The organism is Anaerobacillus sp. QJM3NY_17 (genome assembly GCF_056173665.1).
Map to the genome: position 1 here is coordinate 175531 of NZ_CM149685.1, position 26788 is coordinate 202318.

The following is a 26788-nucleotide window of genomic DNA, read 5'->3' on the forward strand; positions in this document are numbered from 1 at the left end:
TAATTAACAAATGGCTAAACAACGTAAAGCAAATACACGTAAAAAGCGCGTGAAAAAGAATGTTGAGAGTGGAGTAGCTCATATCCGTTCCACTTTTAACAACACAATCATTACGATTACTGATACTCACGGAAATGCGATTTCTTGGGCAACTTCCGGAAACATGGGCTTCAAAGGTTCTCGTAAGTCTACTCCATTCGCTGCTCAAATGGCTGCTGAAACTGCAGGTAAAACTGCACAGGAGCACGGCATGAAAACTGTAGAAGTTTCTGTTAAAGGCCCTGGTGCTGGTCGTGAAGCTGCAATTCGTGCACTTCAAGCTGTAGGTCTAGAGGTTACTGCGATCCGTGACGTAACTCCAGTACCTCATAACGGCTGCCGTCCGCCAAAACGTCGTAGAGTCTAAGGTAGTAGAGAGTTCAAAAACGTAGATGTTCCCTTCGGGAGAATGCCTGGTTTTGAACAATCTCTTATGGAAAGATTCAATCTATCGGTATACAATTGATGAACATGTCAATAATGATAATGTATAAATTGTTGACGGTTGACGAATCATAATTAGGTTGTTGGTATTTGAACCACCTAAGGGGATTATTCGGTTAGACAGCATGTCTAACCGAAGTTCGACGTTTTGAAGGAGGGTTTGTTGGATGATCGAAATCGAAAAGCCAAAAATTGAAGCGGTAGCTATCAACGAGGATGCAAAATACGGTAAGTTTGTTGTAGAACCATTAGAGCGTGGTTATGGAACTACCCTGGGTAACTCCCTTCGTCGTATCCTGTTATCTTCACTTCCTGGTGCTGCTGTCACATCCGTACAAATTGAAGGAGTACTCCATGAGTTCTCTACAATTGAAGGCGTACATGAAGATGTAACAACTATCATTCTCAATCTTAAGAAGTTAGCTATGAAAGTTTACTCTGAAGAAGAGAAGACATTGGTTGTTGATGTACAAGGACCAGGAACGGTAACAGCAGGAGATATTACTCATGACAGCGACGTGGAGATCTTAAACCCTGACCTTCATATTGCTACCCTTTCTGCTAGTGCGCGTTTCCAGATGCGAGTTACTGCAATTCGTGGAAGAGGCTATGTACAAGCGGAAGGAAACAAAAATGATGAACAGCCAATCGGTGTAATTCCGGTTGACTCGATCTTCACACCTGTTTCTCGTGTTAACTACCAGGTTGAAAACACTCGCGTTGGCCAGGTAACAAATTATGACAAACTAACCCTTGATGTTTGGACAGATGGAAGCATTCGTCCTGAAGAAGCTGTTTCGTTAGGTGCAAAGATTTTAAATGAACATTTAAACATTTTTGTTGGTTTAACGGACCAGGCTCAAAATGCTGAAATCATGGTCGAAAAAGAAGAGGATCAAAAAGAGAAAGTGCTTGAGATGACTATCGAAGAGCTTGATCTCTCAGTTCGTTCATACAATTGCCTGAAGCGTGCTGGCATTAATACAGTTCAAGAATTGACTCAGAAGTCTGAAGAAGACATGATGAAAGTTCGTAATCTTGGACGTAAGTCACTTGAAGAAGTACAAGAGAAGCTTGAAGAGCTTGGGCTTGGACTTCGTAACGAAGAATAGATATTTAAAGTTGTTGATTTTATAAACAACAAAGGAGGGAATACTTCATGGCATACCAAAAGTTAGGTCGTACTAGTGATACGCGTAAAGCGCTATTCCGTGACCTTGTTACAGATTTGATCATCAATGAACGTATTGAAACGACAGAATCAAAGGCGAAAGAACTTCGTTCTTTCATCGACAAAATGATTACGCTTGGTAAACGCGGAGATCTACACGCACGTCGTCAAGCAGCTTCTTTCATCCGTAACGAAGTAGCGGATCAAGAAAGCGGTCAAGATGCAGTTCAAAAACTATTCAGCGATATCGCTCCTCGTTATGCAGAGCGTCAAGGCGGTTACTCTCGTATCCGTAAACTTGGACCACGCCGCGGTGACGGTGCTGAAATGGTTATCATCGAGCTAGTATAAGACGCACTTGATTAAAAGGGCGGGACAGGATCTCGACATTGGATACTGATTCTATGCCCTTTTTTCGTGCGTTTTTTTGTTTGAATCGCACAAATTCAAGTGGTTATTTGCTGCTTGCCATTAAAAAAAGCCTGGCATCTGCCAGGCTTTTTTTATAGGATAAGTACAGTTAATATCACGCATTAAAAAGCTTATTATACTGATAGGAAAAAGCGGCGGTTCCAACTGCCCGCCTTTTTTTCGCACCAGTATATTGCCTGAAGCGATCACCGCTTGAAATTAGCAGAGGCAGGAGGAACGAGTATGGAAGAACTAATCACCGTTCAAAATGTATCCTTTCGGTATCAGGAAGAGCAACCCCATGTATTGCATGATGTTTCATTATCTGTTCATAAGGGTGAATGGCTAGCGATAGTAGGACATAATGGTTCTGGGAAGTCGACACTTGCAAAGCTTCTAAATGGGCTGCAACTTCCTGAAAAAGGCGATGTTACCGTAGAAGGATATAACAGTAGAGATGAGGAAAGTATTTGGGAAATTAGAAGAAGAGTGGGGATCGTATTTCAAAACCCAGACAATCAGTTTGTAGGTACGTCTGTGCGTGATGATGTAGCTTTTGGTCTTGAAAATAACGGAATGGCACGCGAAAAAATGTTGGAGCGCATCCATGAGAGTGTGAATAAGGTGCGGATGGCAGATTACCTTGATCAAGAGCCACACCGTCTCTCAGGTGGTCAAAAGCAACGTGTAGCGATTGCTGGGATTATTGCCTTAAGACCATCCATTGTCATCCTAGATGAAGCCACTTCTATGCTAGATCCAGCTGGTCGTAAAGAAGTGCTTCAAACAATGCGTGAGCTTAAAGACGAAGAAGGCATGACGGTGATCTCTATCACCCATGATCTCGAAGAAGCTGCACAAGCTGATCGATTGATCGTCATGAATGCAGGAGAGGTCATTGATGAAGGTCTTCCGGTTGTTGTGTTTAAGAAAGGTGACATGCTTGAGCAAATTGGTTTAGATTTGCCGTTTCCACTTCAGGTGCAGCGAGCACTCAGTGAGAAAGGCTATGATTTCTCAAAGCTTACTTTATCTCAAGAGGAACTGGTGAATGAGCTATGGACATTACAATCAAAGATTTAGAGCATTCTTATGGTAGAGGGACCCCTTTCGAAAGAAAAGCGCTCTCTGAAATATCGTTATCTATCCCAGCACGTACTTTCCAAACGATTATTGGGCATACAGGCTCAGGCAAATCAACGCTGATCCAGCATTTAAATGGGTTACTTAAACCTACAAAAGGAAGCATTCAGATTGGCGACTTTTTGATTCGAGCTGGTGAGAAAGAAAAACGCCTAAAAGCCCTAAGAGAGCATGTAGGGATCGTTTTTCAATATCCAGAACATCAGTTGTTTGAAGAGACTATAGAGAAAGATATTATCTTTGGTCCTCGTAATTTTGGAGTATCAGAAGAAGAAGCGAAACAGCGTGCAGCGAGGTTAATTGAACAAGTGGGACTTGATCAATCATACCTTAGCCGTTCTCCGTTTGATTTGAGTGGTGGCCAAATGCGCAGAGTAGCTATTGCAGGAGTACTAGCGATGAAACCATCTATTCTAATTCTCGATGAACCTACTGCTGGACTAGACCCTAAAGGGCGACGGGAGATTATGAGTCTCTTTTATCGTTTACATCAGGAGGAGGGCCTCACTACGATTCTAGTGACCCATAGCATGGAAGATGCAGCGCAGTATTCCGATGAGATCGTCATAATGGAAAAGGGCGGTGTGGCACTTCAGGGGAAACCTGAGGAAATTTTCGCTAATTCCGATGCGTTAAAGAAACTAAGTCTTGATGTACCAGAAACTGTTAAGTTCATTCATCGGCTAGAAGAACGCTTTAATCTCAGTCTGCCAAAGAGTGTATTTACTCTCGATGCGGCAGTTGATGCAGCCCTGTCTATTTTGCAGAAAGGAGATGATTCTTGATGCAAAATATTATTATTGGTCAATACGTCCCAGGTCAATCCTTCATTCATAAACTTGATCCAAGAGCGAAGTTGCTAACGGCGTTTCTATTTGTTATTATCGTTTTCTTGGCTAACAATTGGATTACCTACGCATTACTTGGTGGTTTTACACTTCTAGCGATCCTGGTATCCAAATTACCATTGCGCTATATCTATAATGGTTTAAAACCAATTTTACTTGTTATCATTTTAACGTTTCTTCTTCATGTGTTTTTAACGAAAGAGGGACCGCTGCTGTTTGATTTTGGTTTTCTTGAAGTTTATGAAGGTGGCTTGAAGCAAGGTGTATTTATTTCACTCCGGCTATTGTTTTTAATCATGATTACTTCCTTGTTAACTCTGACGACAACGCCTATTGATATTACAGTAGGTATTGAAACGTTACTTGGACCTATGAAAAAAATTGGTCTTCCTGTTCATGAGTTTGCTCTCATGATGTCTATTGCTCTTCGGTTTATTCCGACGCTTCTGGAAGAAACTGAGAAGATTATGAAAGCACAATCTGCACGAGGTGCGCAATTTTCTAGTGGACCAATTAAAGAACGATTGAAAAGTATTGTTCCTCTGCTAGTACCTCTCTTTGTAAGTGCATTTAAGCGTGCTGAAGATCTTGCTATGGCAATGGAGGCTAGAGGATATCGTGGAGGAGAAGGAAGAACTAGCATCCGATTACTGAAGTGGTCAGGAAAAGATACAGCCTTATTTCTTATCCTCCTCCTTCTATGTGTTAGTTTGCTGCTTCTAAGAAGTTAGGGGAGAATGTGATGCAACGAATAAAAATGACCCTCTCTTATGACGGGACGGCTTTTAATGGTTATCAAATTCAGCCAAATGGCCGCACAGTTCAAGAGGAAGTGCAGTGCGCCCTGAAGCAGATGCATAAAGGCGCCTCTATTCCGATTACCGGATCAGGAAGAACGGATGCTCGGGTGCATGCTCACGGGCAGATTATTCATTTTGACACCCCGCTTTCGATTCCTTCTGAAAATTGGACACGGGCATTAAACGCTCAGCTCCCACAGGATGTGAGGGTTTTACACACTGAAACCGCTCCTAGCGATTTCCATGCGAGGTATGATGTCGTTCGCAAAACCTATCAATATCGAGTGCATAATCGTGCAGCTTCAGATGTTTTTAGAAGAAACTATGCCGTACATGAACCTCATCCGCTCAATGTTAAAGAGATGAGGCGTGCAGCCGCTCACCTCATTGGGGAGCATGACTTTACATCCTTTTGTGCTAGTAAGACTGATGTGAAGAATAAAGTGAGGAACATCTACCGAATAGAAATTGAGCGAATTCAGGATGAACTCGTTTTTACCTTTGAAGGAAGCGGCTTCCTATACAATATGGTTCGCATTTTAATGGGAACATTCCTTGAGATAGGGAGAGGGCGGCGCTCAGCGAATGAAATGGTGTCCATTTTAGAAGCAAAGGATCGAAACACAGCGGGAAAGACGGCACCACCACATGGGCTTTATTTATTGGAAGTCTCTTATAGGTAAAAAAGGAAAGAAAGTTACCAAACACTTGACATTTTCGCCCCAGTATTATAAGATATTCTTTGGTATTTCTACATCCACTTGCCCCGGATTTAGAAATCTGACTGACAACTGACAATGAAAATTCTGTGCTAGTTTTAAAATAAATTGGATTGATTTTAGGAGGGAAACTCATGCGTACAACATTTATGGCTAAAGGCCACGAAGTAGAACGTAAATGGTACATCGTTGACGCTGAAGGTCAAACACTTGGCCGTCTAGCAAGTGAAGTAGCAGCGATCCTGCGCGGTAAAAACAAAGTAACTTTCACACCTCACGTTGACACTGGTGATCATGTGATCATCCTTAACGCTGAGAAAATTGAACTAACTGGTAACAAACTTAATGACAAGATGTACTACCGTCATAGTGGACACCCAGGTGGTTTGAAATCAAGAAATGCTCTTGAAATGCGTACTAACCGTTCTGAGCAAATGCTTGAACTTGCAATCAAAGGTATGCTTCCAAAGAACAGCCTTGGTCGCCAAATGATTAAAAAGCTTCATGTATTCGCTGGTAGCGAGCACAATCACCAGGCACAACAGCCTGAAAAATACGAACTAAGAGGATAATTAAAAGGAGGGAATTAACTTGGCACAAGTACAATACAACGGCACTGGCCGACGTAAAAACTCTGTAGCACGCGTACGTTTACTTCCTGGTAACGGACGTATGGTTATTAACAACCGTGAAATCGATGACTATTTCGATCTTGAAACACTTAAGCTAATCTCTAAGCAACCACTAGTTGAAACTGGTACTGAAGGCACTTACGATATTTTCGTGAATGTTAACGGTGGTGGATTCACTGGACAAGCGGGCGCAATCCGTCACGGTATCGCTCGTGCACTACTTCAAGCTGATCCGGAATCACGCGCTACACTTAAGAGTGCAGGCTTCCTAACACGTGATGCTCGTATGAAAGAACGTAAAAAATACGGTCTTAAAGCAGCACGTCGTGCACCTCAGTTCTCAAAACGTTAATATGGTTTTTCAAAACCTCTGGCCTATGGCCAGGGGTTTTTTTGTATTTAGAAAAGATTTGCTACTATGGTCTTTTTAACAAAAGACTTGAGAATTATTCATTTTGAAGCCTGAATGAATTACCAATTTATTTGCTGTATACTCCCCAACTCTTGAGTGAGACTAAAACAATATGATTCGAGAGGATGGGTGAGATGGACAACGTTATTACTGTATTCAAGGAACGTCAGCGTCATAAACGCCTTGAATTCGAACGAAGGGTGTTGATTGAAATTTCATTGAAAGAGCTATCGGATAACATAAGAGAACTGTTTTCTCCATTTTTCTCAGAGGCTATTCTGTATAAAGGTGATGTGGAGAATGTTTGTATGGACATTGCGATCGAAGCATATTTACTTGGTGCTGAGTATAGCAAGTTTTCTTATTATGGAGAATCAATGTCGACAGCGCATAAACGGTGCTTCAAATTAGAGAAAGCATTAATTGAAGCGTTGTTTGATTACTGGCTTTTCTGGAAAACGTCAGCGGTTTACGAAGAATCATTACAAATTACGTGTGATGTATTTGTTTCGAATTGGTGGAAAGCAGGCTATGAAAAAGGAACAATGAGGCGTCGACTTCGATTACAATAAATTGATTAAGTTCCATGACTAATTCAGCTACCCGTCCCATATAGATAAGATAGGACAAAATAAGGGGCGGTGTTAGTGGGATATGAAAAAGTGGTATAAGCGATTTGGTGTTGCCACTGGAATCATCGTGCTGTTATTTATTATTAATTACAAATTCGCTATTGATTCTTCTTGGGATGCCTGGCATCTTCCTTTATCAGGACAGGTCATTGTCATTGACGCTGGACATGGAGGGGCTGATGGAGGAGCTGTTGGTGATAACGTGGTTGAAAAAGATATTGCGTTAACGATCTCTCTTAAGTTAAGGGATTATCTCCAAGAAGCGGGAGCGCTTGTTATTATGACACGTGAGACGGATACAGATTTAGCAGCAGAAGGAACTAAGGGACTTAGCAATCGAAAAGCTGAAGATTTAAGAAAACGAGTTGAGTTGATTAATGAGGGAAGTAACGATCTTTTTGTGAGTATTCATCTAAATGCGATTCCGTCTTCTAAATGGAGTGGCGCTCAAACGTTTTATAATCCAGTTAATGATGAGAGCCAGGCCTTATCTCGTTTTATTCAGGCTGAAATTAAGCGAAACCTTGAAAACACAAATCGATTGGCTAAAAACATGGATAGTGTATATTTACTAAGAGAGGCTGAAGTTCCAGGAGCTCTTGTTGAAGTTGGCTTCCTTTCTAACCCTACTGAGAGGGAGTTATTAAATACTGAAACGTATCAAAATAAAGTCGCAGCCTCTATTTATCAGGGCATTATACGATATACGACAAATGAGCCAGTACCCGAGGAATAAAGAAAACACTGGCTTATTGTACGTTCTATACTCTTTCATTGATTTGGTATATCCTTCAAGCACCGAAGTCAAAACTCTCTGAATGATATGTTATACTAGCAATGTAATCGAATTCAGAGAAGGTGGTGCCTCCATGTTAACGAAAGATCAAGTCGTTGAATTACTACAAAAGGTGCAAGATCCTATTTTACATAAAAGTATCACGATTCGTGATGTGAAAACGAAAGAAGGCTATGTCAGTGTTAAGGTTGCTCTTGCTCAAACTGAATCAGCTGAACAGATGAAGGTGCAGCAAGAAATCGTCAACACTTTAAAAGGCGAAGGGGCCGAATCAGTGGGATTGCGATTTGAACAGTTGGCGGATGAAGAGCTTCCTGAAGGAACATCTGCTAATCCTGACCTCCCGTCATTGCTTTCTCCAGAAAGTAAAACACAGTTTATCGCAGTGGCAAGTGGAAAAGGTGGCGTAGGTAAATCAACTGTAACCGTAAACCTTGCAACGTCACTTGCCCGTCTTGGAAAAAAGGTCGGCATTATCGATGCAGATATTTATGGATTTAGTGTACCGGATATGATGGGGATTGAAACCAGACCCAAAGTGGAAAACGAAAAAATCTATCCCGTTGAGCGGTTTGGCGTTAAAGTAATGTCTATGGCCTTTTTTGTAGAAGATAACGCTCCTGTTATTTGGCGTGGTCCAATGCTTGGGAAAATGCTGAATAACTTCTTTAGTGAAGTAGATTGGGGAGAGTTAGATTACCTGCTTCTAGATTTACCGCCAGGAACGGGAGATGTAGCATTGGATGTTCATACGATGCTTCCGGCTTCAAAAGAGATCATCGTGACCACTCCTCATGCTACAGCAGCTTTTGTAGCTGCGAGAGCGGGTGCTATGGCGCTTAAAACGAAACATGAAGTGCTTGGTGTTGTTGAAAATATGTCTTACTTTGAGAGTAAAGTAACAGGCGAGAAAGAATATGTGTTTGGTCAAGGTGGAGGAGATAAGTTAGCTTCCGAGTTAACAACTGACATTCTTGGTAGACTTCCTCTTGGGCAGCCAGATTTTAATGATGAAGAATTTGCACCTTCTGTTTATCAAGAAGATCATCCGATTGGACAGCAATATCTTCACATTGCACAAGAAATCTTAAAAAGAACAGCAAAATAATAATAAAAGGGCATGCGAGCGCATGTCCTTTTATTATGCAGATTATTTCTGACCAGAATTTGATCCTTCGCCACTATCTGATTCGGTATTGTCTGTGTTTTCTTCTTTCTTATTACCGCTCTCAGATGATTTTAGTTGTTCAGAAGTAATTCCAGTTAACATTTCCTGGATTTTGGCCTGGAATAACGGACTTTCAAATGTTTCGGATATAAGGTCTTTAATTTGCTGTCTCGATTGTTTACTTTCGAGTAGTTGTAAATAATGTTTTTCCATTACCGGATCTTGCAAGAGATCCATCATTTTTTCCTGGTATTCTGGATCATCCATCAGTGATTTAAATAATTTCTCATTTTCACTTTGAATGTTCTTGGCAAAGTTCTCAACGAACGCAGGATCTTTCAGCATTTCTTGCCAGTAATCTTTTCCTTCTTCAGTTGTTAGTACTTTTTGTATGGTTTCTTTCACAAATGGCTGTTCCATAACAAGTTGTTTTTTTATTTCTTCATCTGACATGACTTCTTGAATTGCTTTCTTGCCATCATCTGATTTAAGTAGATCGACAAGCATCTTTTTCGTTTCTTCGTAATTAGCCTGAGATCCTTCAGCAGAACCCGAGGCACATCCGGTTATTAAAAGAATGGTTAATCCAAGAGCAAGCAGTTTGAATCCATGACTCATAAGTCTGTGCTCCTTTCTCGAGGTGTTAACCTTAATATTAGGCGAAACTGTGAATTTATACCCGGTGAATAAAGGAAGGGTGGCAATTTAAAAGTGGCATTGGTACAATTCAACATAGAAGCACCATTAACGTTTACGGGGGTTTGATTTTGAAAACAAGAAATCTTGTTTACTTATTTTTTACAACCCTTCTGATTGGATCAACAGCAGGTATGCTCACAGGGATTGTTTTAGATTGGTCACAGTATTGGACGGATCTGAAAAATGGAGAATTTGTTTCGTTCCTCATTGTGATACTCTGGTTACTGGGAGTATCTAGTATCTTTAGTTTGATTAGTCAGATGGGATTCTTTGCCTATTTAACAATTCATCGTTTTGGTCTTGGTATCTTTAAATCAGTAAAGCTTTGGAATACGATACAAGTCGTACTTATTGCGGTCGCTCTATTCGATCTTGTCTACTTCCGCTATGCTGTTTTTGCTGAAAAAGGAGAGAGTATTCTAAGTTATATCTTGACCGCTCTTTTTATTTTGATTATTGGATTGGTAACAGCATATATTAAGCAAAAAGAAACGAATAAGCAGGCCTTTATTCCAGCTCTTTTCTTTATTGTTGTTGTAACTATTCTTGAGTGGATTCCTGGCCTGCAAAGTAATGATCCAAAATGGCTCTGGCTTATTTTGATTCCGCTATTGGTGAGTAATGTATGGCAATTGCTAACACTTCATCGATTAATTCGAAAAGAAGCTTAATACACAAAAGCAGCTCTCCTAATCGGAGGGCTGCTTATTTTACTTCCTTGGTATTTATTTTTGCATTAGATACGAGTTCACTGACTGTGACAAAAGAATAGCCTTCCTTTTTTAGAAGAGAGATCATTTCTGGAATGGCTTCAACTGTTTGTTTAGCGGAATCAGATGCATGCATAAGAATGATATCTCCCGGATCAGCTTGTGTTGTTACATTCTGAACAATTTTGTCTACTCCTGGGTTTTTCCAGTCTTCTGAATCGAGACTCCAATGAATGACTGTGTAATTAAACTTCTCAGATAGAATAAGAACACGTTTATCAAAGTTTCCATTTGGTGGTCTTAGTAATTCTGGTTGGTCATCTGTTACTTTTTTGATTGCTTCATTAGAACGAATAATGTCCTTTTTTATTTCCTCGTCCTTCATTGACGTATAGTTCTCATATCGATATCCAAGGTTCCCGATTTCGTGTCCATCTTTTGCAATTTGCTCAACAATTTCAGGGTGGCGTTCAGCCCAGGCTCCCGAAATGAAGAATGAGGCTTTCACTTTATTTTGTTTTAGCTCTTCAAGAATAGGTAGAGCTTTTGTCTCGCCCCAACTAATATCAAAGGTTAATGCAAGACGTTTATCCTCGCTTTTCACGTGATCAATTGCGAGCGGGACGTTGTTATTTGTAAATACAGCGAGGTCCCCACCTTCAATAAAAAGAATAATTGCAGCAAAGAAAGCGGCTGTAACTATAATCAGTCCATGCTTTATTCGCATGCCATTCCAAATCCAAAAAAACCTCATCATGCACCCCCTTTGTCCCATTCATATGCGAAAAGTTTCTTAACTATGTACAAACTCTAGAGGAGACACATATTTCTTAAAAGCTTAGGTCATACTGGTTTGAGGAAGGAGAGGTTCAGATGATTGGATTCTTAGTAAACTTTAAAGAGATGAAGGAAATCGAATACTTACTTAAAAGAGAAATGGAAGAGCTACTGTTAGACCTGGATAACAATCGAATCGATGGACTAATTAAAAGAGCGATGGAAGAACGATATCACCTTCTATTAGGTATCTATAAAAGAACGGCTACAGAAGCGGAGATTTCGAAGTATAGGCGGATTTTGAAAAAAAGTACAAATTAATTTAAAATACCCCTTGCCAAATAGTACAACTACCTGTATATTTATATAGGTCGCCGCAACAATGCAGTTGACGCCAAAAAGGATTTCAAAAAAGTTATTGACGCTGACGGAGTTAATATGGTATATTAATAAAGTCGCTGAAAACGACATTGAAAGAAACAAATTGATCTTTGAAAACTGAACGAAACGCCATGTAAGTAGTTGTTTCTAAGGAAACAAAACATTGTTTTAAAGCTAGATTAAGCTTTCTATCGGAGAGTTTGATCCTGGCTCAGGACGAACGCTGGCGGCGTGCCTAATACATGCAAGTCGAGCGAAGAGATGGGAGCTTGCTCCCTGATCTTAGCGGCGGACGGGTGAGTAACACGTGGGCAACCTGCCCTGCAGACTGGGATAACTCCGGGAAACCGGAGCTAATACCGGGTAATACATCGCACCGCATGGTGCAATGTTGAAAGTTGGCTTTCGAGCTAACACTTCAGGATGGGCCCGCGGCGCATTAGCTAGTTGGTAAGGTAATGGCTTACCAAGGCGACGATGCGTAGCCGACCTGAGAGGGTGATCGGCCACACTGGGACTGAGACACGGCCCAGACTCCTACGGGAGGCAGCAGTAGGGAATCTTCCGCAATGGACGAAAGTCTGACGGAGCAACGCCGCGTGAGTGACGAAGGCCTTCGGGTCGTAAAGCTCTGTTGTTAGGGAAGAACAAGTACCGTTCGAATAGGGCGGTACCTTGACGGTACCTAACCAGAAAGCCACGGCTAACTACGTGCCAGCAGCCGCGGTAATACGTAGGTGGCAAGCGTTGTCCGGAATTATTGGGCGTAAAGCGCGCGCAGGCGGTCTTTTAAGTCTGATGTGAAAGCCCACGGCTCAACCGTGGAGGGTCATTGGAAACTGGAGGACTTGAGTGCAGAAGAGGAGAGTGGAATTCCACGTGTAGCGGTGAAATGCGTAGATATGTGGAGGAACACCAGTGGCGAAGGCGGCTCTCTGGTCTGTAACTGACGCTGAGGCGCGAAAGCGTGGGGAGCAAACAGGATTAGATACCCTGGTAGTCCACGCCGTAAACGATGAGTGCTAGGTGTTGGGGGGTTCCACCCTCAGTGCTGAAGTTAACACATTAAGCACTCCGCCTGGGGAGTACGACCGCAAGGTTGAAACTCAAAGGAATTGACGGGGGCCCGCACAAGCAGTGGAGCATGTGGTTTAATTCGAAGCAACGCGAAGAACCTTACCAGGTCTTGACATCCTCTGACAATCCTGGAGACAGGACGTTCCCCTTCGGGGGACGGAGTGACAGGTGGTGCATGGTTGTCGTCAGCTCGTGTCGTGAGATGTTGGGTTAAGTCCCGCAACGAGCGCAACCCTTGATCTTAGTTGCCAGCATTCAGTTGGGCACTCTAAGGTGACTGCCGGTGACAAACCGGAGGAAGGTGGGGATGACGTCAAATCATCATGCCCCTTATGACCTGGGCTACACACGTGCTACAATGGACGGTACAAAGGGCAGCAACACCGCGAGGTGAAGCGAATCCCATAAAGCCGTTCTCAGTTCGGATTGCAGGCTGCAACTCGCCTGCATGAAGCCGGAATTGCTAGTAATCGCGGATCAGCATGCCGCGGTGAATACGTTCCCGGGCCTTGTACACACCGCCCGTCACACCACGAGAGTTTGTAACACCCGAAGTCGGTGGGGTAACCTTTATGGAGCCAGCCGCCGAAGGTGGGACAAATGATTGGGGTGAAGTCGTAACAAGGTAGCCGTATCGGAAGGTGCGGCTGGATCACCTCCTTTCTATGGAGAATTACGAAGGTAACTTACGTTACCAACCTTACATGAGCGTTTCGTTTAGTTTTGAAAGAATGATTTATTCTTTCAAAACAGGTGAAGTGATGAAGCTTAGGCGGATTCAAGTAGTAGCCTTGTTCCTTGAAAACTAGATAGCACAAACAACGACATCCAATAATTATTTTTTATGCAATAACTTAGTAATAACTGATGCGTTATGGCAGCAATGCCTAACAAATCGAAGGTTAAGCTACTAAGGGCGCACGGTGGATGCCTTGGCACTAGAAGCCTAAGAAGGACGGGACGAACACCGATATGCTTCGGGGAGCTGTAAGTACGCTTTGATCCGGAGATTTCCGAATGGGGGAACCCACCATCTTTAATAGGATGGTATCCATTTCTGAATACATAGGGAATGGAAGGCAGACCCGGGGAACTGAAACATCTCATTACCCGGAGGAAGAGAAAGCAAACGCGATTTCCTGAGTAGCGGCGAGCGAAACGGAATCAGCCCAAACCAGAGGGCTTGCCCTCTGGGGTTGTAGGACGTCTCTTTGGAGTTACAAAGGCACGGATAGACGAAGCGACCTGGAAAGGTCCATCAGAGAAGGTAACAATCCTGTAGTCAAAATCCGATGCCCTCCGAGACGGATCCTGAGTACGGCGGGACACGTGAAACCCCGTCGGAATCCGGGAGGACCATCTCCCAAGGCTAAATACTCTCTAGTGACCGATAGTGAACCAGTACCGTGAGGGAAAGGTGAAAAGCACCCCGGAAGGGGAGTGAAAAAGAACCTGAAACCGTGTGCCTACAACTAGTTGGAGCCCGTTAATGGGTGACAGCGTGCCTTTTGTAGAATGAACCGGCGAGTTACGATCCCGTGCAAGGTTAAGCTGAGAAGGCGGAGCCGCAGCGAAAGCGAGTCTGAATAGGGCGAAATAGTACGTGGTCGTAGACCCGAAACCAGGTGATCTACCCATGTCCAGGGTGAAGTTCAGGTAACACTGAATGGAGGCCCGAACCCACGCATGTTGAAAAATGCGGGGATGAGGTGTGGGTAGCGGTGAAATGCCAATCGAACCTGGAGATAGCTGGTTCTCTCCGAAATAGCTTTAGGGCTAGCCTCGCGGCAAGAATCTTGGAGGTAGAGCACTGATTGGACTAGGGGTCCTTACCGGATTACCGAATCCAGTCAAACTCCGAATGCCAACGATTTATCCGCGGGAGTCAGACTGCGAGTGATAAGATCCGTAGTCGAGAGGGAAACAGCCCAGACCACCAGCTAAGGTCCCAAAGTATACGTTAAGTGGAAAAGGATGTGGCGTTGCTTAGACAACCAGGATGTTGGCTTAGAAGCAGCCATCATTTAAAGAGTGCGTAATAGCTCACTGGTCGAGTGACGCTGCGCCGAAAATGTACCGGGGCTAAACGTATCACCGAAGCTGTGGATTGTCTTACGACAATGGTAGGAGAGCGTTCTAAGGGCTGTGAAGTCAGACCGAAAGGACTGGTGGAGCGCTTAGAAGTGAGAATGCCGGTATGAGTAGCGAAAGACAAGTGAGAATCTTGTCCGTCGAAAGCCCAAGGTTTCCTGAGGAAGGCTCGTCCGCTCAGGGTTAGTCGGGACCTAAGCCGAGGCCGAAAGGCGTAGGCGATGGATAACAGGTTGATATTCCTGTACCACCTCCTTTCCGTTTGAACGACGGGGGGACGCAGAAAGATAGGGAGAGCGCGCTGCTGGAAATGCGCGTCCAAGCGATTAGGCTGGTGAATAGGCAAATCCGTTCACCATGAAGGCTGAGTCGTGATGGCGAGGGAAATTTAGTACCGAAGTCCTTGATTCTACGCTGCCAAGAAAAGCCTCTAGTGAGGAAAAAGGTGCCCGTACCGCAAACCGACACAGGTAGGCGAGGAGAGAATCCTAAGACGATCGGGAGAACTCTCGTTAAGGAACTCGGCAAAATGACCCCGTAACTTCGGGAGAAGGGGTGCTTCCTCGGGTTTATAGCCCAGGGGAGCCGCAGTGAAAAGATCCAAGCGACTGTTTAGCAAAAACACAGGTCTCTGCAAAGCCGTAAGGCGAAGTATAGGGGCTGACACCTGCCCGGTGCTGGAAGGTTAAGAGGAGGGGTTATCCCTTACGGGAGAAGCTCTGAATCGAAGCCCCAGTAAACGGCGGCCGTAACTATAACGGTCCTAAGGTAGCGAAATTCCTTGTCGGGTAAGTTCCGACCCGCACGAAAGGTGCAACGACTTGGATACTGTCTCAACGAGAGACCCGGTGAAATTATAGTACCTGTGAAGATGCAGGTTACCCGCGACAGGACGGAAAGACCCCATGGAGCTTTACTGTAGCTTGATATTGGATTTTGGTACAGCTTGTACAGGATAGGTAGGAGCCATAGAAGTCGGACCGCCAGGTTCGATGGAGGCGTCGGTGGGATACTACCCTGGCTGTACTGACATTCTAACCCAGCACCGTGATCCGGTGCGGAGACAGTGTCAGGTGGGCAGTTTGACTGGGGCGGTCGCCTCCTAAAGTGTAACGGAGGCGCCCAAAGGTTCCCTCAGAATGGTTGGAAATCATTCGCAGAGTGTAAAGGCACAAGGGAGCTTGACTGCGAGACCTACAAGTCGAGCAGGGACGAAAGTCGGGCTTAGTGATCCGGTGGTTCCGCATGGAAGGGCCATCGCTCAACGGATAAAAGCTACCCTGGGGATAACAGGCTTATCTCCCCCAAGAGTCCACATCGACGGGGAGGTTTGGCACCTCGATGTCGGCTCATCGCATCCTGGGGCTGAAGTAGGTCCCAAGGGTTGGGCTGTTCGCCCATTAAAGCGGTACGCGAGCTGGGTTCAGAACGTCGTGAGACAGTTCGGTCCCTATCCGTCGCGGGCGCAGGAAATTTGAGAGGAGCTGTCCTTAGTACGAGAGGACCGGGATGGACACACCGCTGGTGTACCAGTTGTTCCGCCAGGAGCATAGCTGGGTAGCTACGTGTGGAAGGGATAAGTGCTGAAAGCATCTAAGCATGAAGCCCCCCTCGAGATGAGATTTCCCACAGCATTAAGCTGGTAAGATCCCTTAGAGATGATGAGGTAGATAGGTTCGGGGTGGAAGCGTGGCAACACGTGGAGCTGACGAATACTAATCGATCGAGGGCTTAACCTAAAAACGAAAAGTAAAGCAGGCTTGGTCACTTTCGTAGACCATTGGAGCTCTTGAACGTAAGGCGCTTTTCGCCTGAAGTGAAAGAGTGAAATGGGCAAGAATGTAGCCTGCGGAACTAGACATTGTTATTGGAAAACGTTGTGCGTGCTATCTAGTTTTCAAGGAATGAAAATTTTTCTTGATCTTTATAAAGAAATATAGTAAGATATATCTTGTCCTTGGTTAAACACTTTCTAGTGGAACAACCTTTGATTAGTCTGGTAATGATGGCGAAGAGGCCACACCCGTTCCCATGCCGAACACGGAAGTTAAGCTCTTCAGCGCCGATGGTAGTTGGGGGATCTCCCCCTGCAAGAGTAGGACGTTGCCAGGCTGACCAATATTCCACAGTAGCTCAGTGGTAGAGCAATCGGCTGTTAACCGATCGGTCGTAGGTTCGAATCCTACCTGTGGAGCCATTATGCTTCCATAGCTCAGCAGGTAGAGCACTTCCATGGTAAGGAAGGGGTCATCGGTTCGAATCCGGTTGGAAGCTCCAGGACATGGCCCGTTGGTCAAGCGGTTAAGACACCGCCCTTTCACGGCGGTAACACGGGTTCGAATCCCGTACGGGTCACCAATTTAATTTATCTATACTCTGTGGAGGATTAGCTCAGCTGGGAGAGCATCTGCCTTACAAGCAGAGGGTCGGCGGTTCGAGCCCGTCATCCTCCACCATTTTTCTTAATAATTGCTTTACCTTCAGGAGTACTCAGTAGAGTGCACTCTTTTTTATTTGTTAATACTATATATTTGCCGGCCTAGCTCAATTGGTAGAGCAACTGATTTGTAATCAGTAGGTTGGGGGTTCAAGTCCTCTGGCCGGCACCATTTTTTCCAGTGGAGGGGTAGCGAAGTGGCTAAACGCGGCGGACTGTAAATCCGCTCCCTCAGGGTTCGGCGGTTCGAATCCGTCCCCCTCCACCAGTAAGAGCCATTAGCTCAGTTGGTAGAGCATCTGACTTTTAATCAGAGGGTCGAAGGTTCGAGTCCTTCATGGCTCACCATATGCGGAAGTAGTTCAGTGGTAGAACATCACCTTGCCAAGGTGGGGGTCGCGGGTTCGAATCCCGTCTTCCGCTCCAAACTTTATATGCGGGTGTAGTTTAGTGGTAAAACCTCAGCCTTCCAAGCTGATGTCGTGGGTTCGATCCCCATCACCCGCTCCAAATGGGGCCTTAGCTCAGCTGGGAGAGCGCCTGCCTTGCACGCAGGAGGTCAGCGGTTCGATCCCGCTAGGCTCCACCATTTTCCTTAAACAATGTTTAGGGTTTTTTTTATGTCATAAAATCATTTTGAAGTAGGAAACTTTTCTATTTCTAATGCGCCTTGCAGATGATATATGATTCAGATCCTCCACGGCCAGGCTACTGTTCCTTATATTTATCCGTAAAGAACATCAATTTACGTAATTGTATGAATATTTATTCGTATTTTATGTCAGGTTGAGTCATTTACTGGAATATGGGTAGAATAGAGCTAGACTAGGATACGAGGAGGCTACATAATGAATAATAAACTTTCGATTATAGGAGTACCAATGGATCTTGGCCAAATGAGACGCGGGGTAGACATGGGTCCAAGTGCGATCAGATATGCTGGAATTGTAGAACGGTTATCAAATTTGAATTACGATATTGAAGATCTTGGGGATATTGAAATAGGAAGGCCAGAAAAGCGTCCAGAAGAACAGGATCATCAACTTAAAAATTTGAAAGAAGTTGCTGATGCTAGCGAAAAGCTTTCAAATGTTGTAAATGAAGTGATTAATCGAAAGCGCTTTCCACTAGTGTTTGGTGGAGATCATAGTATTGCTATTGGCACTCTTGCCGGTGTAGCACGTAATTATGAAAATTTAGGCGTTATTTGGTACGATGCGCATGGTGATTTAAATAACTCCGAAACGTCACCATCAGGAAATATTCATGGAATGCCACTTGCAGTTAGTCTTGGTATTGGTGATGAGTCTTTAACTAGCATTTCAGGATATTCACCTAAAATTAAACCAGAAAACATTGTGATTATCGGAGCTCGTTCTCTTGATGATGGTGAGCGTAAACTGATTAAAGAAAAAGGTATTAAAGTATATACGATGCATGAAGTTGACCGTATGGGTATGACGCAAGTAATGGAAGAGGCTATCGAGTATGTATCGAAAGACACTGATGGGGTGCATTTAAGTCTTGACCTTGATGGACTTGATCCGCACGATGCTCCTGGAGTAGGTACACCAGTACTTGGAGGAATTAGCTATCGTGAGAGTCATCTTGCGATGGAAATGCTTGCAGAATCAAACATTTTAACTTCTGCAGAATTCGTTGAAGTGAATCCTATTTTAGACGAGAAAAATAAAACGGCTACTGTTGCCGTCGCTTTAATGGGATCTTTATTTGGGGAAAAATTAAAATAAACACAAAGGCAGCGACTTTATCTTAAGATAAAGCCGCTGTTTTTTTATTTCGACATTGATCATATTCGTTTAATAGATAGTCCAGATAAGTGCTAATTTCAATTATTTCGGAAGAACTAAGTGGTTTGTTCCTTGCTAATAAATTCATTTTATTGCGGGAAGCCTCAATTTCTTGAAGGAGATGATCTTTCTCGCTTTTTATTTGAAAGCTTATTTTTCGATTCAACCTTTCCATGAGCCGAACCACCCTCTCAATAATTTATAGCTTTATACCCTATATATTAAAAAAATAAACTATTTTCACTAGAAAATTATGTATTTTCATTAAAAACAGTAATTCAAACGTGATAGAATAAGGAAAGATTAGAAAATGTTTTTTTAGAAAAAGTGAAACTTTGTTTTTCCTGATACGTAACTATAATAGCCGCAGGAATCAGCGGGGGTTGAAAAAATGGATGCAATCGTAAAAAGAATCGTGTTGAAAGTAAGAAAAGGGGACCATAATGCATTTGGGGAGTTAGTAGAGCTCTATAAAGATCGAGTCTTTGCTTTGACATACCGAATGCTTGGTAACAGGCAGGAAGCTGAGGATGTGGCTCAGGAGGCATTCATTCGTGCTTATACGAACATTGATCGCTATCAGATTGATCGAAAATTCTCTACTTGGTTATATCGTATAGCCACGAACTTATCGATTGATCGTATGCGAAAGAAAAAGCCGGATTATTACCTCGATGCTGAAATTTCGGGAACGGAAGGTCTGACAATGTATTCTCAAGTGTCGACTGATGAACCATTACCTGATGATGAAGTTGTATCGTTAGAGGCACAGGATGGGATACATCAGGCTATTCTAAGTTTGCCAGCTAAGTATCGAAGTGCTATAACTTTAAAGTATATTCAGGAGTTATCGCTAAAGGAAATCAGTGAAATTCTGGATTTACCAGTAGGAACGGTCAAAACCCGAATACATCGGGGTAGAGAAGCGCTTAGAAAGAAGCTTCGAGAGCAGTAAGAAAGGGGGAGAAGCTATGAAATGCCCTGCAGAAATAGTTGCAATTATGCATGATGTACTTGATGAAGAAGCTACAGATCAACAGCGTAAAGAGCTATTTGATCATTTAAAGACATGTCATGATTGCAAAGAGCATTATGAAGAACTGAAGAAAACGGAATCGTTTCTCCTCAGCTCACCTTCTATGAAGGCACCCGATGGTTTTACATCAAAGGTAATGCAACAGCTACCACAGGAGAAACGCACGGTCTGGATGAAACGATGGATGAAATCTCATCCATTCGTAACAGCGGCGATTTTATTCTTAGTATTAATGGCAGGATCTGTTTATTCTTCATGGACGAGTGAGGATCAATTATCTGCGCTCTCTGGTAATTTAAGATTTGACCAGGAAACGAATACGGTTATTGTTCCTGAGGGTGAAGTCATTGAAGGAGATCTAACAGTAAAAAACCGTAATCTTGAAATTGAAGGACAGGTTAAAGGTGATGTTCTTGTGATCAATGGAGAACAGTATATGGCCTCTGCTGGACAGGTAACTGGTGAAATCGAAGAGGTGGATCATATTCTTGACTGGACGTGGTTTCAGCTGAAACACCTTTTTCAAGATATAGGTAGTGTATTTACAAATGATGAACAAAAATAAACCGTCCTATAGGGCGGTTTATTTTTGTGAATTATTGCTGTAGTAAAAAATGATTCTTCTCCCCCGAACTCAACATTTGATCACAGAGTTACTAATTATATGAAATGTCATACTAATTGAGATGTGCTTTTTTTGAAGTTGTCAAAAATATGATATAATTAAAAAGTTACAAATGTATTTTAGCAATGCACTAGAAGTGAACTTCAGGCTAAATACAATACGTTTGGAGGAAGAGCCGTGCTGCCTGTTGGAAATGTAAATGTACTTGATTACATAACTGAGATTATTGATATTTTGCTCGTTACGTATGTGATATATAAAATTATTATGCTTATTCGTGGCACGAAGGCTGTTCAGCTTCTTAAGGGAATTACGGTCATTATTGCCGCATGGTTCTTAAGTAGTTTTTTCGAACTGAACACGCTACATTGGATTCTAGAGCGGGTCGTTCTTTATGGACTACTTGCCATCATTATTATTTTCCAACCTGAGCTTCGAAGAGCACTTGAGCAGTTAGGACGCGGTCGATTGTTTGCTCGCTCCGCTGTTGAAGAGGAAGAGACGAATAAAATGGTGGAAGCCATTATTAAGTCATCATCCTATATGGGTAAGAGAAGAATTGGCGCATTAATATCCATTGAGCGGGAAACAGGTCTCAATGACTATGTAGAGACAGGTATTCCTATGAATGCAAAATTAACTTCTGAACTTTTAATTAATGTGTTCATTCCGAATACACCACTTCATGATGGAGCGGTTATTCTAAAGAAGGATGAAATTTTAGCTGCAGCATGTTATTTGCCACTTTCAGAGAGTCCTTTTATTTCGAAGGAACTCGGTACAAGGCACAGAGCTGCTCTTGGAATAAGTGAAGTAACAGATAGCCTAACACTCATTGTGTCTGAAGAAACAGGGAGTATTTCCCTGACAAAGAACGGAGAACTTCATCGAAATTTATCTGAAGAGGTATTACGTGATCTTCTTAATGCTGAGCTAAATCCTTCTGTGTCTAAGACTGAGACTTCCAACCGCTTTAGTAATTGGAGGGGGAAAAAGTAATGGACAAATTGTTAACGAGCAACTGGTTTGTCAAAATCATCTCTTTTCTTCTCGCTCTCATGCTTTACACGATTGTTGCGATGCCTGATGGGTCTACTACTGATCCTAATGGATTACTTACTCAACAAACAGAAACAGAACGTTTACCAGATATGGAGCTTGAAGTGCTATACGATGAAGATAGCGTAGTGGTTTCTGATTTACCTGAAACCGTAGATGTCATTGTTGAAGGCCGCACAGATGGTTTAATGCTATCAAAGTTAACGAATAAAGAGGTCTATGTCGATTTGCGCAATTTAACACCAGGTCAACATCTTGTTACAGTAAAACACAGAGATTTTCCTGAAAATGTAGATGTCGCGATTGATCCAGTTAGAGTTTCTGTGACGATTGAAGAGAAAAAATCGAGTACCTTTCAAGCTGGAATTAACTTGTTGAAGGAAGATGAGCTTTCGGAAGGGTATGCGACAGAAGAACCGATCGTTTCACCTAAAACCGTTACAGTTACTGGTGCAAATTCCAAGCTTGAGCAAATTGCATTTGTTAGAGGCTATGTAAATGTGAGCGGTGCAAAAGAAGAAGTTAATGAAAGAATAACACTAAATGTGTATGATGCGAATATGGAAGAAATACAGGGGGTATCGATCGATCCTGCCGTAGTTGATGTAAAAGTACCAATTACTGCCCCTTACAAAAAGGTGCCGATTAAACTAGATCAAAAAGGAAAGCTTCCTGACGGTGTTAGTATCTCATCGATTGACCTTGAACCTTCGGAGGTTTCTGTCTTTGGTCCTGAAGAGGAACTTGGCAAACTAGAGTTTCTGGACGGTATTCCACTTGATCTATCAAAAATAACAAAGGATACAACGGTTGAGCTTGATGTACCAGTTCCGGACGGAATGAAAAAAGTAGATCCAGAAACGGTTGAAGCAAAAATTAAAGTTGGTAAAGAAGATGAAAAAGCATTTGAAGATGTACCAATTAAAGTAACTGGAGTATCTGATGGGTTAACAGCAAATATTTCAGAACCTGAAACGGGATCTACGGATATGAAGATATATGGTGTATCTAGCGTGCTTGAAAATATTCAGAATGATGATTTTCAGGCTTATATTGATGCAAGTGGTCTTTCCGAGGGAGAACATGAACTTGAATTACAATGGAACGGACCGTCTTATGTTCGCTGGTCCGGTTCATCCAAGAAGGTAACGCTGCAAATAGAGAATAGTCCTTCCTAATAGTTGGAACTGCGCGATAATAAAGGAGAGAGTATAACGATGGGTAAATATTTTGGTACTGACGGTGTAAGAGGGATAGCTAATACAGAGCTTACCCCTGAACTTGCATTTAAACTGGGCCGTCTCGGTGGGTATGTCTTAACGAAAGAGACCGAGAAACCTAAGATTTTAATCGGACGCGATACGCGTATTTCTGGATATATGCTTGAAGGGGCGCTAGTTGCCGGTCTTCTTTCCATTGGGGCTGAAGTAATGCGTCTTGGTGTCATTTCTACGCCAGGAGTTGCTCATTTAACGAAGGCACTAAGTGCTCAAGCGGGAGTAATGATTTCTGCTTCCCACAATCCAGTTGGGGATAACGGAATTAAGTTTTTTGGCCCGGACGGCTTTAAGCTTTTAGATGTTCAGGAAGAAGAAATTGAAGCGCTTATTGATAGCGATGAGGATCTTGTACCACGTCCTACAGGTGCTGATCTAGGTATCGTTAGTGATTACTTCGAAGGTTGTCAGAAGTACCTTCAGTATTTGAAACAAACAATTGATGAAGATTTCTCTGGACTTCACATTGCGCTCGACTGTGCACATGGTGCAACGTCTTCGCTTGCAGCTCATTTATTCGCTGATCTTGAAGCTGATATTTCCACTATAGGTACAAATCCTACTGGAACAAATATTAACGACGGTGTCGGATCGACGCATCCAGAAACACTGGCTGAATTTGTGAAAGAAAAGAATGCCAACGTAGGCTTTGCATTTGATGGAGATGGAGACCGTCTTATTGCCGTTGATGAAAATGGAGATATTGTAGATGGCGATCAGATTATGTTTATCTGCGCTAAATTCATGAAAGATCAAAAGCGTTTACGTCATGATACGGTTGTTTCAACTGTTATGAGCAATCTTGGATTCCATAAAGGGATGGAAGAGTCAGGTGTAACATCGCTTCAAACTAAGGTAGGCGATCGTTATGTGATGGAAGAAATGCGTAAAGAAGGCTACAACCTTGGCGGAGAGCAGTCTGGACATATTATTTTCCTTGATCACATCACGACAGGTGATGGTATGCTATCAGCACTTCAGCTTGCTAACATTATGCAAGTGACAAACAAACCGTTGTCAGAGCTTGCTGGAGAAATGAAGAAGTACCCTCAATCTCTTGTGAATGTGAAGGTAACAGATAAAAACAAGGTAGATTCAAACGAGCGTATTCAAGAAACGATTCAGCAAGTAGAAAGCGACATGAACGGAGAAGGGCGTATTCTTGTTCGTCCATCCGGAACGGAGCCTCTTGTTCGCGTCATGGCTGAAGCCCCTACAAAAGATCTATGTGATGAGTACGTCGATCGCGTTGTATCTATGGTGAAAGAAGAACTTGGAGCGTAATCGACAAAAATGAAAAGTTTGTACGAAAGGTATGCATGGGAAGCACGGAAAAAGCTACCCATGCATATTTTTATATATAGGGGAATTTTCACAAGTGATTTTCTCATTAAAATGAGTCAAAATAGAGCAAATTATAGCGAGAACGACTTGTTCTAGAAAAAAGAATTGACCAGCTTTTTACAATTGATATAATATAGAAGTGTGTTTGGTTTTTATTCTAAAAGGGAAAGAGAGGGAAGTTGGGTTACTTTTGATATAAAAGCGCCTGGACTGTTTTCGAACGGTAGAAAACAGTTGACGAGGAAGAGGTTTATCGATCATCGGCGGATACCTCTCGATTGCTCCACCACAATCGAATGGTTTTGTGAAAAACAGAGAGGTGACTTTCTGAACAAAAGCAAAACTATGGTGACAAAAAAGCTATTAATCGGAAAAGAAGGGGCAGGTCTGCCCCGTTGTATGCCTGCTCCTTCAATTGAAGGAGGACTTTTACATGTGCGGTATTGTTGGATATATTGGAAATCAGGATGCTAAAGAAATTCTATTACGAGGTCTGGAGAAGCTTGAGTACAGAGGGTACGATTCAGCAGGTATTGCGCTTCTTAATGACGGTGGACTCCACCTTTTTAAAGAAAAAGGTCGTATTGCTGACCTTAGAAAAAAAGTGGATACAAGTGTGGAAGCGACAGCAGGTATTGGACATACACGCTGGGCAACACACGGTGAACCTAGTCAGGTAAATGCTCACCCACATCAGAGCTCAACTGAACGCTTCACGCTTGTTCACAACGGTGTAATTGAAAACTATCAACAAATCAAACGTGACTTCTTATCCGAAGTTAATTTCGTAAGTGCTACAGATACAGAAGTAGTTGTTCAACTTATTGCTACTCTTGTTGAAGATCAAAATATGTCTGTTGAAGATGCTTTCCATCAAACATTGAATGAACTTCACGGTTCATATGCACTTGCACTTATTGACAATCATAATCCAGAAACGCTCTACGTAGCGAAAAATAAGAGTCCGCTTCTAGTTGGAATCGGCGATGATTTCAACGTAGTAGCAAGTGACTCAATGGCTATGCTTCAAGTAACAAGTAAATTCATCGAGCTTATGGATGAAGAAGTAGTGATTGTGAAGCGTGATTCTGTCACAATTAAAGATATGAGTGGAAAAGTAATGGAACGCGAACCATTCACAGCTGAAATCGACGCAAGTGATATAGAAAAGGGAACATACCCTCACTATATGCTTAAAGAAATTGACGAACAGCCGCTTGCGATTCGTAACATTATTACAAAGTACAAAGATGAGAATGATAACATCAAACTTGATAAAGATATTCGTGAAGCAATGAAAGAAACGGATCGTATTTACATCATTGCGTGTGGCACAAGTTACAATGCTGGCCTTGTTGGTAAACAGCTGATCGAGAACATCGCTGAGGTTCCTGTTGAAGTGCACATCGCAAGTGAGTTCTTATACAACATGCCGCTTGTTTCACAGAATCCACTCTTTATCTTTATTTCACAAAGTGGTGAAACGGCAGATAGCCGTGGCGTACTTGTGAACGTGAAGAAAAAAGGATTTAAATCTCTTACGATTACGAATGTTCCAGGATCAACGCTTTCTCGTGAGGCTGACTATACGCTGCACACACATGCAGGCCCTGAAATTGCGGTTGCTTCAACAAAAGCCTACACTGCACAAATGGCTGTACTAACACTACTTGCTGTCGATACTGCTCAGGCAAAAGGCATTAAGCTTGATTTCAACCCAATTCAGGAGCTTGGAATCGTTGCAACAGCGATGGAGTCCATGATTGACCAGAAGGAAATGATCGAAACAGTTGCACGTAACTTCCTTTCAGTTACGCGTAATGCATTCTTTATTGGTCGCGGTGTAGATTACTACGTTTGTCTTGAAGGAGCTCTTAAGCTGAAAGAAATCTCTTACATTCAAGCTGAAGGATTTGCTGGCGGTGAATTGAAGCACGGTACGATTGCTCTAATTGAGAAAGGTACTCCTGTTATTGCTCTTGCTACGCAGAAGCACGTAAATGGAAGCATCCGTTCAAACGTACAAGAAGTCGTTTCTCGTGGGGCATCACCATGCATTATTTCTCTTGCTGGCCTTGAAGAAGAAGGCGACACCATCGTCCTTGATGAAGTACATGAGCATCTTACTCCGCTAGCTTCTGTTGTACCGCTTCAATTACTTGCATACTATGCAGCGCTACACAGAGAATGCGACGTAGATAAGCCAAGAAACCTTGCTAAATCAGTTACGGTAGAGTAACCATAGATTG

Annotated in this window: 24 protein-coding genes, 10 tRNA genes and 3 rRNA genes; 34 read left to right on the forward strand and 3 right to left on the reverse strand. The window is 42.9% G+C overall.

Going from position 1 to position 26788, the window contains the following annotated elements; all coding sequences use genetic code 11:
* Positions 1–10: 10 nt before the first annotated feature.
* From rpsK to AC0VYV_RS01025, 12 genes are all read left to right on the forward strand, one after another.
* The gene (gene rpsK, locus AC0VYV_RS00970) at positions 11–406 is read left to right on the forward strand and encodes a 30S ribosomal protein S11 (RefSeq protein ID WP_048313348.1); all 396 of its coding nucleotides are present in this window, start codon (positions 11–13) and stop codon (positions 404–406) included.
* A gap of 244 nt (positions 407–650) precedes the next feature.
* Positions 651–1595, forward strand: a complete 945-nt coding sequence (locus AC0VYV_RS00975; protein WP_194220306.1) for a DNA-directed RNA polymerase subunit alpha — start codon at positions 651–653, stop codon at positions 1593–1595.
* Between the two features lie 47 nt (positions 1596–1642).
* A complete protein-coding gene (gene rplQ, locus AC0VYV_RS00980) occupies positions 1643–2005 on the forward strand; it encodes a 50S ribosomal protein L17 (RefSeq protein ID WP_098445995.1) in 363 nt (120 codons plus the stop codon).
* Positions 2006–2308: 303 nt separating this feature from the next.
* Complete coding sequence (locus AC0VYV_RS00985; protein ID WP_475374372.1) at positions 2309–3148, forward strand: energy-coupling factor ABC transporter ATP-binding protein; 840 nt, start codon at positions 2309–2311, stop codon at positions 3146–3148.
* A complete protein-coding gene (locus tag AC0VYV_RS00990) occupies positions 3124–3993 on the forward strand; it encodes an energy-coupling factor ABC transporter ATP-binding protein (protein WP_194220308.1) in 870 nt (289 codons plus the stop codon). Before AC0VYV_RS00985 ends, AC0VYV_RS00990 begins: the two co-directional genes overlap by 25 nt.
* Complete coding sequence (locus tag AC0VYV_RS00995) at positions 3990–4787, forward strand: energy-coupling factor transporter transmembrane component T family protein (RefSeq protein ID WP_194220309.1); 798 nt, start codon at positions 3990–3992, stop codon at positions 4785–4787. The genes AC0VYV_RS00990 and AC0VYV_RS00995 overlap by 4 nt, the downstream gene beginning before the upstream one ends.
* Positions 4788–4798: 11 nt before the next feature.
* The gene (gene truA, locus AC0VYV_RS01000) at positions 4799–5539 is read left to right on the forward strand and encodes a tRNA pseudouridine(38-40) synthase TruA (RefSeq protein ID WP_475374373.1); all 741 of its coding nucleotides are present in this window, start codon (positions 4799–4801) and stop codon (positions 5537–5539) included.
* 170 nt (positions 5540–5709) lie between these two features.
* Positions 5710–6147, forward strand: coding sequence for a 50S ribosomal protein L13 (gene rplM / locus AC0VYV_RS01005; RefSeq protein WP_048313355.1), 438 nt, complete (start codon positions 5710–5712; stop codon positions 6145–6147).
* Between the two features lie 19 nt (positions 6148–6166).
* Positions 6167–6559, forward strand: a complete 393-nt coding sequence (gene rpsI, locus AC0VYV_RS01010; RefSeq protein ID WP_048313356.1) for a 30S ribosomal protein S9 — start codon at positions 6167–6169, stop codon at positions 6557–6559.
* A 194-nt stretch (positions 6560–6753) separates the two neighbouring features.
* The gene (locus AC0VYV_RS01015) at positions 6754–7191 is read left to right on the forward strand and encodes a DUF2521 family protein (RefSeq protein WP_194220311.1); all 438 of its coding nucleotides are present in this window, start codon (positions 6754–6756) and stop codon (positions 7189–7191) included.
* 82 nt (positions 7192–7273) lie between these two features.
* Complete coding sequence (gene cwlD / locus AC0VYV_RS01020; protein WP_475366293.1) at positions 7274–7987, forward strand: N-acetylmuramoyl-L-alanine amidase CwlD; 714 nt, start codon at positions 7274–7276, stop codon at positions 7985–7987.
* Between the two features lie 133 nt (positions 7988–8120).
* On the forward strand, positions 8121–9155 hold the full coding sequence (locus tag AC0VYV_RS01025; RefSeq protein WP_194220313.1) for an Mrp/NBP35 family ATP-binding protein: 1035 nt from the start codon (positions 8121–8123) through the stop codon (positions 9153–9155).
* Positions 9156–9197: 42 nt separating this feature from the next.
* Here AC0VYV_RS01025 and gerD read toward each other — a convergent pair whose 3' ends face one another.
* Complete coding sequence (gene gerD / locus AC0VYV_RS01030; protein ID WP_430246585.1) at positions 9198–9833, reverse strand: spore germination lipoprotein GerD; 636 nt, start codon at positions 9831–9833, stop codon at positions 9198–9200.
* Between the two features lie 149 nt (positions 9834–9982).
* Here gerD and AC0VYV_RS01035 point away from each other — a divergent pair, with 149 nt between their 5' ends.
* Positions 9983–10585 carry a KinB-signaling pathway activation protein gene (locus AC0VYV_RS01035; RefSeq protein WP_475366295.1) on the forward strand — a complete coding sequence of 201 codons (603 nt, stop codon included), beginning with the start codon at positions 9983–9985 and terminating at the stop codon, positions 10583–10585.
* A gap of 34 nt (positions 10586–10619) precedes the next feature.
* Here the strand turns inward: AC0VYV_RS01035 and pdaB are convergent, their stop codons facing one another.
* Complete coding sequence (gene pdaB, locus AC0VYV_RS01040) at positions 10620–11378, reverse strand: polysaccharide deacetylase family sporulation protein PdaB (protein ID WP_475374374.1); 759 nt, start codon at positions 11376–11378, stop codon at positions 10620–10622.
* A 119-nt stretch (positions 11379–11497) separates the two neighbouring features.
* Between pdaB and AC0VYV_RS01045 the strand changes: the two genes are divergently transcribed.
* The 15 genes from AC0VYV_RS01045 to rocF all read left to right on the forward strand — a co-directional run bounded on the left by AC0VYV_RS01045 (position 11498) and on the right by rocF (position 19138).
* Complete coding sequence (locus tag AC0VYV_RS01045) at positions 11498–11722, forward strand: hypothetical protein (RefSeq protein ID WP_194220317.1); 225 nt, start codon at positions 11498–11500, stop codon at positions 11720–11722.
* A gap of 248 nt (positions 11723–11970) precedes the next feature.
* A 16S ribosomal RNA gene (locus tag AC0VYV_RS01050) occupies positions 11971–13522 on the forward strand.
* Between the two features lie 237 nt (positions 13523–13759).
* Positions 13760–16689, forward strand: a 23S ribosomal RNA gene (locus AC0VYV_RS01055).
* Positions 16690–16945: 256 nt separating this feature from the next.
* Positions 16946–17062, forward strand: a 5S ribosomal RNA gene (gene rrf / locus AC0VYV_RS01060).
* The 16S, 23S and 5S rRNA genes sit together here with 10 tRNA genes alongside, the layout of an rRNA operon.
* Before the next feature lie 10 nt (positions 17063–17072).
* Positions 17073–17147, forward strand: a tRNA-Asn gene (locus AC0VYV_RS01065).
* A gap of 4 nt (positions 17148–17151) precedes the next feature.
* A tRNA-Thr gene (locus AC0VYV_RS01070) sits at positions 17152–17227 on the forward strand.
* A gap of 6 nt (positions 17228–17233) precedes the next feature.
* Positions 17234–17308 (forward strand) — tRNA-Glu (locus AC0VYV_RS01075).
* Between the two features lie 22 nt (positions 17309–17330).
* A tRNA-Val gene (locus tag AC0VYV_RS01080) sits at positions 17331–17406 on the forward strand.
* 77 nt (positions 17407–17483) lie between these two features.
* Positions 17484–17559 (forward strand) — tRNA-Thr (locus AC0VYV_RS01085).
* Between the two features lie 11 nt (positions 17560–17570).
* Positions 17571–17655: transfer RNA gene (locus AC0VYV_RS01090), tRNA-Tyr, on the forward strand.
* 4 nt (positions 17656–17659) lie between these two features.
* Positions 17660–17735, forward strand: a tRNA-Lys gene (locus AC0VYV_RS01095).
* 3 nt (positions 17736–17738) lie between these two features.
* Positions 17739–17813, forward strand: a tRNA-Gly gene (locus tag AC0VYV_RS01100).
* 10 nt (positions 17814–17823) lie between these two features.
* Positions 17824–17897, forward strand: a tRNA-Gly gene (locus AC0VYV_RS01105).
* A 3-nt stretch (positions 17898–17900) separates the two neighbouring features.
* A tRNA-Ala gene (locus tag AC0VYV_RS01110) sits at positions 17901–17976 on the forward strand.
* 259 nt (positions 17977–18235) lie between these two features.
* Positions 18236–19138, forward strand: coding sequence for an arginase (rocF, locus tag AC0VYV_RS01115; protein WP_194222547.1), 903 nt, complete (start codon positions 18236–18238; stop codon positions 19136–19138).
* A 22-nt stretch (positions 19139–19160) separates the two neighbouring features.
* On the opposite strand, the gene AC0VYV_RS01120 is transcribed toward rocF, so the two are convergent.
* Complete coding sequence (locus AC0VYV_RS01120) at positions 19161–19373, reverse strand: aspartyl-phosphate phosphatase Spo0E family protein (RefSeq protein ID WP_194222546.1); 213 nt, start codon at positions 19371–19373, stop codon at positions 19161–19163.
* A 216-nt stretch (positions 19374–19589) separates the two neighbouring features.
* Between AC0VYV_RS01120 and sigW the strand changes: the two genes are divergently transcribed.
* The 6 genes from sigW (at position 19590) to glmS (ending at position 26778) form a co-directional block, all read left to right on the forward strand.
* Positions 19590–20153, forward strand: coding sequence for an RNA polymerase sigma factor SigW (gene sigW, locus AC0VYV_RS01125; RefSeq protein ID WP_194222545.1), 564 nt, complete (start codon positions 19590–19592; stop codon positions 20151–20153).
* Between the two features lie 16 nt (positions 20154–20169).
* Complete coding sequence (locus AC0VYV_RS01130; protein ID WP_303535674.1) at positions 20170–20799, forward strand: anti-sigma factor family protein; 630 nt, start codon at positions 20170–20172, stop codon at positions 20797–20799.
* A gap of 240 nt (positions 20800–21039) precedes the next feature.
* Positions 21040–21858, forward strand: a complete 819-nt coding sequence (gene cdaA / locus AC0VYV_RS01135) for a diadenylate cyclase CdaA (RefSeq protein ID WP_194222558.1) — start codon at positions 21040–21042, stop codon at positions 21856–21858.
* Positions 21858–23096 carry a CdaR family protein gene (locus AC0VYV_RS01140; RefSeq protein WP_475366296.1) on the forward strand — a complete coding sequence of 413 codons (1239 nt, stop codon included), beginning with the start codon at positions 21858–21860 and terminating at the stop codon, positions 23094–23096. The genes cdaA and AC0VYV_RS01140 overlap by 1 nt, the downstream gene beginning before the upstream one ends.
* 39 nt (positions 23097–23135) lie before the next feature.
* Positions 23136–24479: a phosphoglucosamine mutase gene (glmM, locus tag AC0VYV_RS01145; protein ID WP_194222542.1), complete on the forward strand. Its 1344-nt coding sequence runs from the start codon at positions 23136–23138 to the stop codon at positions 24477–24479.
* 493 nt (positions 24480–24972) lie between these two features.
* Complete coding sequence (gene glmS, locus AC0VYV_RS01150) at positions 24973–26778, forward strand: glutamine--fructose-6-phosphate transaminase (isomerizing) (protein ID WP_194222541.1); 1806 nt, start codon at positions 24973–24975, stop codon at positions 26776–26778.
* The last annotated feature ends 10 nt before the right edge of the window (positions 26779–26788 follow it).

Excerpts from the sequence above, each read along its gene's own strand:
- rpsK (WP_048313348.1), top strand. The coding sequence starts at position 11 with ATGGCTAAACAACGTAAAGCAAATACACGTAAAAAGCGCGTGAAAAAG.
- AC0VYV_RS00975 (WP_194220306.1), top strand. The coding sequence starts at position 651 with ATGATCGAAATCGAAAAGCCAAAAATTGAAGCGGTAGCTATCAACGAG.
- rplQ (WP_098445995.1), top strand. The coding sequence starts at position 1,643 with ATGGCATACCAAAAGTTAGGTCGTACTAGTGATACGCGTAAAGCGCTA.
- AC0VYV_RS00985 (WP_475374372.1), top strand. The coding sequence starts at position 2,309 with ATGGAAGAACTAATCACCGTTCAAAATGTATCCTTTCGGTATCAGGAA.
- AC0VYV_RS00990 (WP_194220308.1), top strand. The coding sequence starts at position 3,124 with ATGGACATTACAATCAAAGATTTAGAGCATTCTTATGGTAGAGGGACC.
- truA (WP_475374373.1), top strand. The coding sequence starts at position 4,799 with ATGCAACGAATAAAAATGACCCTCTCTTATGACGGGACGGCTTTTAAT.
- rplM (WP_048313355.1), top strand. The coding sequence starts at position 5,710 with ATGCGTACAACATTTATGGCTAAAGGCCACGAAGTAGAACGTAAATGG.
- AC0VYV_RS01015 (WP_194220311.1), top strand. The coding sequence starts at position 6,754 with ATGGACAACGTTATTACTGTATTCAAGGAACGTCAGCGTCATAAACGC.
- cwlD (WP_475366293.1), top strand. The coding sequence starts at position 7,274 with ATGAAAAAGTGGTATAAGCGATTTGGTGTTGCCACTGGAATCATCGTG.
- AC0VYV_RS01025 (WP_194220313.1), top strand. The coding sequence starts at position 8,121 with ATGTTAACGAAAGATCAAGTCGTTGAATTACTACAAAAGGTGCAAGAT.
- gerD (WP_430246585.1), bottom strand. The coding sequence starts at position 9,833 with ATGAGTCATGGATTCAAACTGCTTGCTCTTGGATTAACCATTCTTTTA.
- pdaB (WP_475374374.1), bottom strand. The coding sequence starts at position 11,378 with ATGAGGTTTTTTTGGATTTGGAATGGCATGCGAATAAAGCATGGACTG.
- AC0VYV_RS01045 (WP_194220317.1), top strand. The coding sequence starts at position 11,498 with ATGATTGGATTCTTAGTAAACTTTAAAGAGATGAAGGAAATCGAATAC.
- rocF (WP_194222547.1), top strand. The coding sequence starts at position 18,236 with ATGAATAATAAACTTTCGATTATAGGAGTACCAATGGATCTTGGCCAA.
- AC0VYV_RS01120 (WP_194222546.1), bottom strand. The coding sequence starts at position 19,373 with ATGGAAAGGTTGAATCGAAAAATAAGCTTTCAAATAAAAAGCGAGAAA.
- sigW (WP_194222545.1), top strand. The coding sequence starts at position 19,590 with ATGGATGCAATCGTAAAAAGAATCGTGTTGAAAGTAAGAAAAGGGGAC.
- AC0VYV_RS01130 (WP_303535674.1), top strand. The coding sequence starts at position 20,170 with ATGAAATGCCCTGCAGAAATAGTTGCAATTATGCATGATGTACTTGAT.
- AC0VYV_RS01140 (WP_475366296.1), top strand. The coding sequence starts at position 21,858 with ATGGACAAATTGTTAACGAGCAACTGGTTTGTCAAAATCATCTCTTTT.
- glmM (WP_194222542.1), top strand. The coding sequence starts at position 23,136 with ATGGGTAAATATTTTGGTACTGACGGTGTAAGAGGGATAGCTAATACA.
- glmS (WP_194222541.1), top strand. The coding sequence starts at position 24,973 with ATGTGCGGTATTGTTGGATATATTGGAAATCAGGATGCTAAAGAAATT.